Annotated in this window: 12 protein-coding genes and 1 tRNA gene; 7 read left to right on the top strand and 6 right to left on the bottom strand. The window is 68.9% G+C overall.

Features of this window, described 5'->3' with window-relative positions; translation table 11 throughout:
* Positions 1-2: 2 nt before the first annotated feature.
* Positions 3-1,091 carry a sulfate ABC transporter substrate-binding protein gene (locus PGN25_07255; GenBank protein MEH3117397.1) on the bottom strand — a complete coding sequence of 363 codons (1,089 nt, stop codon included), beginning with the start codon at positions 1,089-1,091 and terminating at the stop codon, positions 3-5.
* A gap of 218 nt (positions 1,092-1,309) precedes the next feature.
* Positions 1,310-1,456, bottom strand: a complete 147-nt coding sequence (locus PGN25_07250) for a hypothetical protein (GenBank protein MEH3117396.1) — start codon at positions 1,454-1,456, stop codon at positions 1,310-1,312.
* A 279-nt stretch (positions 1,457-1,735) separates the two neighbouring features.
* Between PGN25_07250 and PGN25_07245 the strand changes: the two genes are divergently transcribed.
* Entirely contained in the window at positions 1,736-2,032 is a 297-nt protein-coding gene (locus PGN25_07245) for a hypothetical protein (GenBank protein MEH3117395.1), read from the top strand.
* 428 nt (positions 2,033-2,460) lie between these two features.
* On the opposite strand, the gene PGN25_07240 is transcribed toward PGN25_07245, so the two are convergent.
* Positions 2,461-2,634, bottom strand: coding sequence for a hypothetical protein (locus tag PGN25_07240; GenBank protein ID MEH3117394.1), 174 nt, complete (start codon positions 2,632-2,634; stop codon positions 2,461-2,463).
* 188 nt (positions 2,635-2,822) lie between these two features.
* Between PGN25_07240 and PGN25_07235 the strand changes: the two genes are divergently transcribed.
* Entirely contained in the window at positions 2,823-3,242 is a 420-nt protein-coding gene (locus PGN25_07235; GenBank protein MEH3117393.1) for a cupin domain-containing protein, read from the top strand.
* A 3-nt stretch (positions 3,243-3,245) separates the two neighbouring features.
* On the opposite strand, the gene PGN25_07230 is transcribed toward PGN25_07235, so the two are convergent.
* The 3 genes from PGN25_07230 to PGN25_07220 all read right to left on the bottom strand — a co-directional run bounded on the left by PGN25_07230 (position 3,246) and on the right by PGN25_07220 (position 6,385).
* Positions 3,246-3,881, bottom strand: a complete 636-nt coding sequence (locus PGN25_07230; protein ID MEH3117392.1) for a cyclic nucleotide-binding domain-containing protein — start codon at positions 3,879-3,881, stop codon at positions 3,246-3,248.
* A 117-nt stretch (positions 3,882-3,998) separates the two neighbouring features.
* A complete protein-coding gene (locus tag PGN25_07225) occupies positions 3,999-5,321 on the bottom strand; it encodes an NAD(P)/FAD-dependent oxidoreductase (protein ID MEH3117391.1) in 1,323 nt (440 codons plus the stop codon).
* Positions 5,322-5,407: 86 nt separating this feature from the next.
* A complete protein-coding gene (locus PGN25_07220) occupies positions 5,408-6,385 on the bottom strand; it encodes a hypothetical protein (protein ID MEH3117390.1) in 978 nt (325 codons plus the stop codon).
* A 160-nt stretch (positions 6,386-6,545) separates the two neighbouring features.
* Between PGN25_07220 and PGN25_07215 the strand changes: the two genes are divergently transcribed.
* The 5 genes from PGN25_07215 to PGN25_07195 all read left to right on the top strand — a co-directional run bounded on the left by PGN25_07215 (position 6,546) and on the right by PGN25_07195 (position 11,106).
* Positions 6,546-7,271, top strand: coding sequence for a sulfate transporter family protein (locus PGN25_07215; GenBank protein ID MEH3117389.1), 726 nt, complete (start codon positions 6,546-6,548; stop codon positions 7,269-7,271).
* 439 nt (positions 7,272-7,710) lie between these two features.
* Positions 7,711-7,965, top strand: coding sequence for a hypothetical protein (locus PGN25_07210; protein ID MEH3117388.1), 255 nt, complete (start codon positions 7,711-7,713; stop codon positions 7,963-7,965).
* Positions 7,966-8,732: 767 nt separating this feature from the next.
* A tRNA-Gly gene (locus PGN25_07205) sits at positions 8,733-8,806 on the top strand.
* A 279-nt stretch (positions 8,807-9,085) separates the two neighbouring features.
* A complete protein-coding gene (locus PGN25_07200) occupies positions 9,086-10,135 on the top strand; it encodes a DNA methyltransferase (GenBank protein ID MEH3117387.1) in 1,050 nt (349 codons plus the stop codon).
* Between the two features lie 68 nt (positions 10,136-10,203).
* Entirely contained in the window at positions 10,204-11,106 is a 903-nt protein-coding gene (locus tag PGN25_07195; GenBank protein ID MEH3117386.1) for a hypothetical protein, read from the top strand.
* Positions 11,107-11,365 lie beyond the last annotated feature (259 nt).

Raw genomic sequence — 11,365 nt, 5'->3', positions numbered from 1 at the left:
GATCAGCGTCCGGCCCTGCTCAACTGGTCGAACACGCCGCCATTGTCGAAATTGGTCTTCTGGATGTCGTCCCAGGAGCCCTGAAGGTCCTCGATCTTGAACAGCCTGATCTCCGGCAGCAGCGCCAGATCCTCGGGCTTGGCCGCCTCGCGCCTGATCGGACGATAGTGGTGCTTGGCGAAGATCGCCTGCGCCTTGTCGCCGTAGAGGAACTGCAGGTAGGCCTCGGCCTGCCTGCGCGTGCCTCGTCTGTCGACGTTGGCGTCGACGATCGCCACCGGCGGCTCGGCGTAGATCGAGGTCGGCGGCACCACGATGTCGAACCTGTCCTTGCCGAACTCCTCCAGGACCAGGAACGCCTCGTTCTCCCAGGTCGGGAGGACGTCGCCGAGCCCCCGCTGGGCGAAGGTCACGGTCGAGCCGCGGGCGCCGGTATCGAGCACCGGCACGTTCTTGTAGAGCGAGCCGACGAAGGCGTTGGCCTTCTCCTTGTCCTTGCCCTCCTTCTCGTAGGCGTAGCCCCAGGCGGCGAGGAAGTTCCAGCGCCCGCCCGCCGAAGTCTTGGGGTTCGGGGTGATGACCTTCACGTCCGGATTGGCGAGGTCCGACCAGTCCTTCACACCCTTCGGATTGCCCTTGCGGACGAGGAACACGACGGTCGAGGTGTAGGGCAGGCCCTCGTTGGGGAGCTTGGTGCGCCAGTCCGGCGCGATTTTCCTCGACAGCTTGACGATGGCGTCGATGTCGGACGGGATGCCGAGCGTCACCACGTCGGCGGGAATGCCGTCGATGACCGTGCGGGCCTGCGCACCCGATCCGCCGTGGGCGGCGCGCACGGTGACGGTCTCGCCTGTCTTGGCCTTCCACTCCTCGGCAAACGCGGCGTTGACGTCCCGGTAGAGTTCGCGGGTCGGGTCGTAGGAGACGTTGAGGATTTCGGTCTGGGCCCGCGCACTCCCGGCAGCCGCAAGGCAAGCCGCCATGGCGAGGCCCAGGAAAGCCGCACGCCGGTTCGTTGCCGCACCAAGCTTGATCGGATTGCCGTCGAACACGTCGTCTCGCCTCCACAACGGGGGCCGATGCCGGCCCATGACGCAGGGAGTGTTCGTTTTAACGAACGATGTCAAGCCAAGCCGCAAGCGTGGCAAGCCGCGAGAGAGGGGTGCGGCAAGGGGTGGAAGCGATCGGAAGAGGCCATGCAAAGGCCGGAAGAACGATGTTCTCTCGGATAACCAGGATTTGGAAGGCTAATCTCTATGTCTTGCGTTCTATAGAAAGAACGTTTTTGCAGAGGCGGGGGATCAAGGCTTCAGATCGAGGCCCATTCGATGGCGAGCCAGACGCCGCGGGCGACGACGAACCACCACGTCACCGTGACGGCGAGGGCGCCGACGAGGCCGAGGGCGGCAAAGCGGCGCCGGACTTGGGTCTGAAGCGTGTCGAGCGCGATCTTCATCGAGGGACGTCTTCTCTTCTCGCGGGTGGATCGGTCTCGAAAAGGACGCCTCCCGGTGCCGCGTCGGTTCGAATTGCGTCCCGTCGCGGAACGTTCGGCCGGCCGTCGGGTGGCGTCGGCCTGACCGGAGCAATCCCCGAACCAGGGTTGCAGCCGGGTCGTCGCTCCAGCGGTTCGTTTCGCCGAGGGACGGGAAGGGAGGGCTTCGGATTTGCAGAGATGGGGCCGTCCGTCCCGAAATCGGACGGTTCGGTTTCGCACTCAGGAAAGCATTTCGAAATGTCGCTGCCCGACCTCGCCGACGCCGCATCGAGCGGCGATGCCCGGCCGATCCTGTTCGGACTGTTTGCCGACGGCTCCGGCGATGCGCGCTTCGCCCTCGTCGGCGGGGCGGAGGCGCCACCGTCCCGCGGCCTGCCGGGTCGGCCCCGTTTCTCTCCGGCCGGCGACTGGTACGGGCGCTGGGCGGTGCAGCCCCTGCACGGCGTCCTGGCGCAACGCCCAGGCGAGAGCGGCGGCGTCTGCCCGGACGACATCGTCGTCGTTGTGCGGCAACGTCCGTCGCGGGGATGCTGAGAGCCTGTTCGACCGGCCGCCATGTCTTCGTCAGGCAACGGCAAGGCGAGAGGAAGGTCCTACTCCCATCCCCACCCTCATCCTGAGGCGCCGCGAAGCGGCCTCGAAGGGTGTTCCAGATCCCGCGCGATCCCTGGAGTATCCTTCGAGGCCTCCGCTGCGCTCCGGCACCTCAGGATGAGGGGCGAGATGGGATCACTGCAGTCAGACAGGCTCTGAGACATCCGCCCCGCATCGTCCGGGAAAGCGTGACTCGCACCTCCCGTTCCGCCGCACCGTCCCTTAAGGTCGGGCCATGGACGACCATGACCTACGCGAGTCGCGGGCGGCCCTGATCCTGATGGCCGTGGCGGTGCTCGCCGTGCTGGCGTTCGGGGCGGTGACGCTGATCACGCAGGGCGGTTGAACCGGGCCGAGGCGACTGCCGTTCATTCCGACAGTTCGCGAAGCTGCCGGTCGATCGCCTCCAGGGCGCGGGTCTGAGCCGGCTCGGGCTCGGGACCGCTGACATAGGCGAGCGTCACCCGGGCGATGCGCAGGGCCGTGGCGAGATCGCGGCCCTCGCGCCGTGCCTGCTCGATCACGGCGGCGACATCCGCCATGACCTGCGCGTTTCCCTCATATCCCCGCATCATGTCCGGGTCATCGCTGTCCGGGCCGCGGACCGTGCGGCACCCCCTTATCCTACTAACATTCCCGGCCCGTTGATGAAACGCGACGCGATCGGCCCCTGTGCATCGCCTCGCCGGGCGGGCACAGTCTTGCCCGAGCGTCGCGGGAGCATCGGAGCATGAGCGAGCAGCTTTCGGCCGGCCACGCGGTGTTCGACGTGGCCGAGAGCGTACGTGCCCTGCCCGAGACGTCGGCGACCCTGGTGGCGGACCACCGCTTCACCGAGGACGAGACGGCGAGCGCCCGCGTCTTCCGGGTCTACAAGCCGACGCCGCCCCACTCTCACACCACCTGCGACGAGTACCTCTACGCGCTGTCGGGCCGCTGCCTGATGCGGTTCGGCGACGAGCCGCCGGTCGAGGTCGGGCCGGGCCGGCTCGTGGTTTTCAAGCGCGGCGTGGTGCATTCCGTGCCGGAGATCCTGGAAGAGCCGATGGTGTTTCTCTCCATCGACACGCCGCGGCGCGGACCGCGCGACATCCAGTTCGTGGAGGCCGGCACGGGCACGCCCGAGACCTTCATGCGGCAGACGGATTGAGGCTCACGGCACCTCGCTTCGGGCCGGCGCGGCGGCCTGCATCCGCACCGTGTCGGCGGCGCCCTGGAACAGGCGCTCGCTCGTCAGCTTCAGGAAGTAGAAGCCGAATTCCGGGTTCTGGTAGTAGAGCTGCCTGACCTCGGAATAGGACAGGCAGCGTGCGCTGCCCGCCTCGACGCAGGCGAGCGAGCCGGTGCGGCGGTTTTCCGGCGAGAGCATGCCGAGTTCGCCGACGATCTGGCCCGGTCGCACGTCGAGGCCGTGCTCGGCGATGCGGAAGCGCCCGCTCTCGATCAGGTACATCTCCCGGGCGGGATCGTCCTTCAGGAACAGCACTTCGCCGGCCCGGAAGCGCCGGGACGTGCCGAAGGCCTTCAGCCCGTCGAGGGAAAGATCGCCGGAGGCCGCCCGTTCGGTCTCGCGCACGAGGCGCACCATCTCGTAGAGCCGCCACGCATTGAACGGGATCTGGATCGCCTCGGTCAGCATCACCGGCACGCTGCCGATCAGGAAGCCGTAGGTGATGACGGCGCAACTCGCGCACAGGGCGACGACGCGCAGCGGGATCATCGTGCCCATCGCCGAGGAGGCGACGGTGAGCGCCGTCCCGAGATAGCCGATCGCCTCGACCCAGTTCATCGCCAACCCCCCGCTTCTCGCCGGCCTTCGCTCCGTCGGGCGCCCGTGCGCCCTTGCCGGGGCGGCGGTTCGCCCATCCGGGCGGGGGATGCAAGGGGGATGCGGGTGCGGCAGCGCTCAGGCGCTCGCGCGCAGATCCGACGGTGCGAGACGGTCGGCGGCCGCATCCGCCGCCCGAACGCCCTCCTCGAAGGCACCGCCCGCCGTGCCCCACTGCGCGCGGGAATTGGCCTCGCCCGCGAACCAGATCCGCTCGCCCACCGGCTCCCGAAGCGCCTCCCGCGCGGGCGCGTGCCCGGGCGGCACGACCGCCCAGGAGCCGCGCGACCAGGGATCGTGCCGCCACGCGGTGACCGCGGGAATCGCGAGGTCGGAGAGAGCGCCGCGGCCGAAATGCTCGGCCAGCACCGCGCGGGCGAGGCGGCGTGCCCCGTCCGGGCCGGCCTGCGCCGCGTCGAGCGCGCGGGTGGAGGCGGCGTCGAGTTCGAAGTAGTGGAACGGCGTGCCGTCGATCCGGGTCAGCATGCCCGGCGGCTTGTGGCGTCCGCCGACCACGCTGGCGAGCCGGTCGCGACCATGGAACGGTGCCGAGGGCCAGTGCAGCACGACGTGCTCGTAGATGCCCGCGAGGAAGCCGTCGATCGCCGCGCGGCTGCGCTCGGGCAGGGGCGGATCGAAGCGAAAGGCCGTCCGGAGCACGGGCACCGGCACGGTGACGATCGCCGCGCGCGCCGCGATCCGTCCGCCGTCGGCGAGATGCACCCGCACGCCCGGGCCCGACCAGTCGAGGGCGATCACGGGGCAGGAGAGCCGGATCGGCAGCCCGAGCGCCAGCCGCGCGAGATAGGCGCCGTAGCCGCCACGGATGAAGAAGTTGTCGCCGTATTCCATGCTGGGCCAGTCGTGCAGCGACACCTCGTCGAGGGGCCGGCCCGAGACCAGGGCATGGACGATGGCGATGCGCTCGCCCCAGGGCCCGAGATGGCGGGGCAGGGCGCGGGAGGCCGGCCCGTCCTGGGTGCGGGAGGCGGCGCGGGTGATCGCCCGGTCGGCGATGTCGAAGGCACGGGAGAAGGCGGCCTCCTCGGCCGCTCGTCCCGGGCGGCGCCCGATCCGGAGATGCTGATCCTGCGCCGCCCGCCGCAGCGGCTCGCCGCGGGTCTGCCCCAGGGCGACGAGCGGATTGATCGGCCCGGCATGCAGCCAGTGCGCGCCGAGATCGATGGCGTGGCCGCGCAGGCTCGTCGTCACGGCGCGGCCGCCGACGCGTTCCCGCGCCTCCACCACCGCGACCGAGAGGCCGCACTCGATCAGCCGTCGCGCCGCCGCGATGCCGGCCGCGCCGGCGCCGATCACCACCACGTCGGGGGCGGTGGGCAGGGGCGAGACGCGCGGTGCGACGGTCGGGCGGAAGCGGGCGTGCTCGGGGGTGGGGCGCATGGAGGCGGGGCGTCTCTGGATCCGGGACGCCTCATGTCGGCCGCGAGGCCCGCCGCGGCAAGCGCCCGATCGAGCACCCGTGTCGATCAGCGCGCCGGCGCGGCCCCGTCCGGGTCGAGCACCTCGACGGTGCCCGATTTGTCACCGCCCGGCCGCGGGCTGCCGGTGAGCGTGTAGATGCGGCCCTTGTGGGTGACCGCGCCGAACCCGTGGCGGGCGGTGGGCAGCCGGGCCAGCGCGCGCCAGAGATTGGCCGGCAGGTCGAAGGCCTCGACCGCGTCGTAGGTCTTGCGGCTCGACTCGCCGCCGATGACGAAGACCTCGCGCCCGAGCACGGCGGAGGCGGCGCCGCTGCGCGCGGTCGGCAGCGGGGCCGCCTCGCTCCAGGCGTCGCGCGCCGGATCGTAGACCTGATTGGCCGACAGGTTCCTGCCCGAATCGCCGTCGATCCGGCCGCCGCTGGCGACGATGCGGCCCTCGACCGTCTGCACGGCGAGGTGGTCGCGGGAGGTGGGCAGGTCGGCGGCCCCGGTCCAGGCGTCGCGGGCGGGATCGTAGACCTCGTGCGAGCACAGGTTGCCGCGCCCCGAGCCGCTGCCGCCGACGAGGTGGATCTTCTCGCCGAGCACGGCGGCTCCGCCCGCCGCGCGGGGCGTCGGCATGGCGGCGCGCGGCTCCCAGGCGTCCCTGCCCGGATCGTAGGCCCAGACCTTGTCGGTGGCCTCCCAGCCGTCGACGTAGCCGCCGAACACGTAGATCCGCCCGCCTCGCTCGGCGGCCATGGTGTGGTGGACCGGATAGGGGAACGGCGCGCCCTCGCTCCAGGTATCGGCGGCGAGATCGTAGATCAGCAGCTCGGTCGCGCCGTTGTAGTCGCCGACGACGTAGGCCTTGCCGTCGAGGGCTGCGACCGCCACCTCGGAGCGCTCGGCCGGAGCGGAACCGGCACCCGCCCAAGTACCGGCACCTGTACCGGCGCCTGCGCCGACCTCGTGAGCGAATGCGGGCGCGGCGGCCAGAAGCGGGCCGAGCAGGACGAGGGAAGCGGGGGCGAAGCGGGTCATGCGCGGGTCTCCGGCGACGGCTTGCCGAGGCAACGCGTCAATCGCCCGCACGAGCCCGGTTTCGTCAGGCGTTGCCCGGACGTGGGGCTTGCGCCGTCCCGGCGGAGCGGCGACAACCCGGCCCCGGGCGGGCGCGGATCATCGGAGAATCGGGAGCGCGATGCTCATCAAGGCCGCCGCCGCAGCCCTGCGGCAGGTTTTCTCGCCCGCCCTGCGCGGCATCCTGTTCAAGTCGCTGGCGCTCACGGTCGGGCTGCTGGTGGTCTTGTGGTTCGCGCTGACGCGGCTGATCCAGGCGTTCCAGGCGAGCCATCACATCTCGGCCGACTACCCCTTCCTCGACACGCTCGCCTTCTTCCTGGCCGGTGCCGGGCTGTTCGTGGCGCTCGCCTACATCATGCCCGCGGTGTCGATCCTCGTGGCGGGCTTCTTCCTCGACGACGTGGCCGAGGTGGTCGAGCGCAGCGACTTTCCGGCCGACCCGCCGGGGCGCGCCCTGCCGTGGGGGCAGGCGCTCGGCTCGGCGGTCCGCTTCGCGGGACTGGCGCTGCTGGTCAACCTCGTGGCGCTGATCCTCGTCTTCGTGCCGGGGGTGAACCTCTTCGCCTTCTTCGGGGCCAACGCCTACCTGCTCGGGCGCGAATATTTCGAGCTGGCTGCCGGCCGGTTCCGGCCGTTGCCGGAGGCACGGGCGATGCGCGAGCATTATGGGTTCACGGTGATCGCCGCCGGCTGCGTGCTCGCCGGGCTGACGATCGTGCCGGTCGTCAATCTCATCACCCCGCTGTTCGGCGTGGCGCTGATGGTCCATCTGCACAAGGGCCTCGAACGGAAGGCGCTCGCCGGCCCGGCCGGACCGCAGGCCCGGCTGCCGCACCGGCCCTGACGGGGGCATTTCCGCGCTCTTCGGCGGAACGCCATCGCTCGGCCGCTCGCGGCCCGAGCCGGGGCCCGAATACTTCGCCTCTACGCTCGCCCGGCACGCCGGGAAGGGCGGCGACGGCGCGATCGCACCGTCGCTTTTGGGACGGATGCGCGTCGCTGACCCTGCGGCGTCGAACGCCCTCGGCCTGACCTGCGCCGTAGCCGTGACCAGGATTCGGCTCCGGCGACGTCCGATGCGGATCGAACGCTTTCACGCCGGTCTTGGACCGCCGCGCCGGCTTCGAAGCCGGGACCGCTCAATCGAACGCTCTAAATTAATCCCTGGTGGCAGGTGCGTACCGGCACGCCACGCCTGAGCTCGATCGCCTATACCAATAAGCGCCAAGCGAATTGAAAATTATCTCTCGGAGCGAGGGATTAAATTGGAGGGTGAACACCAGATGAAGACGTGCGTCGCCGCTGCCGTTGCCGCCTTGATCCTGGGCGTTGCCGCTCCGGTCTCGTCCGCGATGGCGTTCGACCTCGAAACCCGTCGCGCCGCACCGTCCGACGTGGCGGTCACGGGTTCGCTCGGTGTTCACGACGGCCCCCTCTACACGACCTGCCCGGCCAGCTCCGCGAGCGAGGGCAACGCCAACCAGCAGAACTTTCCGGTGAAGCAGTACGGCCAGACCTCGGGTGGTCCGCGCTGCTGACCCGGCGTCGAGAAGGGTCGGACGGATCGTCTCGGTAATATCGTGCAGATTTCGATTCTGATCTGAAATTTAACGGTAAAACTGAGTTTCGCGGTCTCAAACTCTCGCGATCCGAGACGAACTTCATTGTCTCGACGCACTTCTCCTATCTCTTCAACGAAACGACCGGGCCCGACTGGCCCGGTTTCTGCCTGTCTTTCGACGGGCCGGACGCTCGATCGCCTCGCGACGATGCGGGGCCGGCGCGGCGGACAGGAGCCATCGATCAAGGAGCCGACTGACCATGCAGCTTAAACCCATTTCCTACGCCATGATCGCCGTCTTCGCCTGCGGTCTCGTGATGACCGTCGTCGGCTCGATGAACGTGCTGCTGGGCGGTATGTAAGGGCGGCTTTCCCGTCCGCGCAGGCTGATCGTGGAACCGCCCTCCGTTCGAGCGACTTCGAGAGCGTGACGGGCCTCGGGCCAGTCTTCATGATCGAAAGCGCGGCCCGCGGCACCGTCCCAACCGGTGCCGCAGGCCGTTTCGCCGTCGGGCGAGGGCAGCCTCCGGGCGAGACCCCGCAGAGGCAGACGGTGCCGAGGCGGCCAGTTCGGAGATGAGCCGCAGCGGTCGCTGCCAGCACGCCATCCGCGTCGGCAGAAAGCACCGCCTGACCTTCTCAAAGCCGCCAAGGCGTGCTATCCCCCAACACGTGCCGTTCGACACGCCCTGCTCCTTATGGAGGGGTTTCCGGAAGACCGGAGGCCGGCGTGGGAAGCCGTCGGCGGGTGTAGCTCAATGGTAGAGCAGCAGCCTTCCAAGCTGAATACGAGGGTTCGATTCCCTTCACCCGCTCCACTCATTTCCCCTTCGCAGACAGCCACTTGGGTGCCCCCTTGATACCACGGCCCGGGGGCGCCGAGACGTTGATACCACCGAACCCCTCCGGAGCCACCTGAAGCCTCGATTCGGGCGTAGTAGCGTGCGCCCCGGCTTTTTGGTTACGCGCGACCGCCAGCGGGGTATGACGATGGCCAACGTCCCGTGGACGACGGAGGCTTTGGGTCCGGTGAGGCATTGACCTAATTGTCAAGTTTTGGGTGGCAGCGTCGTTCTGGACCGGGGCAGAGTGGCGTGATGCGCGGCAAGGGACGTCTGGATTTGGTTAAGGGTGGCGATGCCACCATGAGGCTGGGATCGGCTTCCATCACGCATGGTGACAGCCTGAAGGCCTGCAACGAGTGGCTGCCTCCCGCCTGCATCATCAGCGATGGCCCGTACGGCTTAGGGAAGTATCCCGGTGAGCCGTACACGCCGGATGGTCTCGCCGAGTTCTACGCACCGCACGCCGCGGCTTGGGCCCGGCACGCCGAGCCGTTCACCACGCTGTGGTTCTGGAACAGCGAGATCGGTTGGGCCAAGAGCCACTCGGCGCTAGAGCTTCATGGCTGGCAGTACGAGGAAACCGTCATCTGGGACAAAGGCATTGCCCACATCGCCGGCAATGTGAACTCCCGGACGATTCGCGGCCTGCCGGTCGTGACCGAGCTTGCCGTCCGCTACACGCGCAAGGCGACGCTCCAAACCGAGGGCGGCCAGGAGCTTTCACTCAAGGAATGGGTCCGTGCCGAATGGCTCCGGTCCGGCCTGCCCATGAACCAGTCGAACCAAGCCTGCGACGTCGCGAACGCGGCCACGCGGAAGTACCTGACCCAAGATCACGTCTGGTATTTCCCGCCCGGCTCCGCCCTCGTCGCGATGGCGCAGTGGTGCACGAAACGCGGCCGTCCGACAACGCGTCCCTACTTCTCGCTGGACGGCAAGACGGCTCCGACCGCCGCGGCGTGGGACCGGATGCGAGCCAAGTGGACCCATGTCCACGCCCTGACGAACGTTTGGCGTGAGTCTCCCGTACACGGGAGCGAGCGCGTGAAGGCCCTCCACGGGACCGGCTACCTGCACGCCAACCAGAAGCCGCTCGCCTTGATGGAGCGGCAGGTCCTCGCTGCAACCGACCCGGGCGACGTGGTTTGGGAGCCCTTCGGGGGCCTTTGCTCTGCGACCGTAGCAGCCGTCAGGCACGGTCGCCGGGCGCACGCGGCCGAGCTCAACCCCGAGTTCTTCGAGGCGGCCACGCTGCGCGTCCGCCGCGAGATCGAGACCCTGCCCCTCACGAGATCGGCATGAGCCCCCCAGCGCGCAAACCTCCGGGGGTCCCGTCGGCAGCGCCTGCCTTGCCGGCCGGCCCAGTTCGCATGGGTGGTCCCGATCCGAAAACGTGGCCGCATCGCGACCTGTACGACCGGGTACGCAATACCCTCTATGCCCTGCCGTCTCGGTTCCGAACCAGCCTACGCATCGCGGGCATATCTGCGACCGACTTGTTCACCCTGAACACCCCGCTGGGCGCCGCCATCGAGCAAAGCGTTGTCGAATCCCTCAACGACATGCGTGAGCTTTGGGACCCCCAACGGCAGTACCAGCAATACTCGTTCGTCAGGCAGGCTCAGGTATTCCCCGACGTTCGGCTACAAACCGGCGCCCCCGGCGTTCCGGAAGCCGACCGGGTGCTGATGGGCATCGAGCTCAAGGGCTGGTTCATCCTTGCCAAAGAAGGCGAGCCGTCCTTCCGGTACACAGCGTCGCCAATGGCGTGCGCCCCGCAGGACCTCCTGGTGGTTTATCCCTGGACCTTGGACGAGATCCTGTCCGGGGCGCCAAAGCTCCTTCGCCCGTTCGTGGAGGAAGCCCGCCATGCTGCCGAGCAGCGGAACTACTACTGGGAGAACCTGCGCCCGACCACGGGCCCGGACGCCAAGGTGACGCCAGCTACGCATCAGGCCCCCTACCCGGTGAAGAGCGACAGCTTCAACGACGTGGCGGTCAGCGATAGCGGTGGCAACTTCGGCCGGGTCGCACGGTCGCGCATCATGGACGAGTTCATCGTGGCGCTGATGCAGGAGGCGCTGTCGGGCATCCCGGCGCGCTACTGGCAGAGCTTCCTCAAGATCTTCGCGGAAGGCATCCCGAGCGCCAAGATCGAACGCGCGCTCGCGACCCTGCGCGCTCAGGCTGAGGCGGCCGGCGACGACGGGACGAAGATCGACGCCTTGGACAAGATCGCCGAGGGAATAGCCGACCTGACCGAGCGCCTGTAGCCATCAGGTCGTCTTGCTCTGGTCGTGGTCGCCCCGCATGGTGCGCGCCATCCGTGACGGCGCGGGAGGGTGCGAGGTGTAGAGGCGCAGACAGAGCACATCGGGCGGTGCTGGAGCGGTGGGCCGCCGGCTTCGAAGTTCCTGCAGACGGGTGGGCAACCCCGGCAGACGAAGGCCGAGTTCCGAGCGTCGATCCCGGCCTACGACGAGAGTTATGGTGAAGCGCATCGAGACGCCCACAGCCGCAGGCAGGCGCGAG

The sequence above is a fragment of the Methylorubrum populi genome, assembly GCA_036946625.1.
Classification (GTDB): Bacteria; Pseudomonadota; Alphaproteobacteria; order Rhizobiales; family Beijerinckiaceae; genus Methylobacterium; species Methylobacterium populi_C.
Note: the sequence above shows the minus strand (reverse complement) of the source record. Positions and strands in the feature narration are given on the sequence as shown.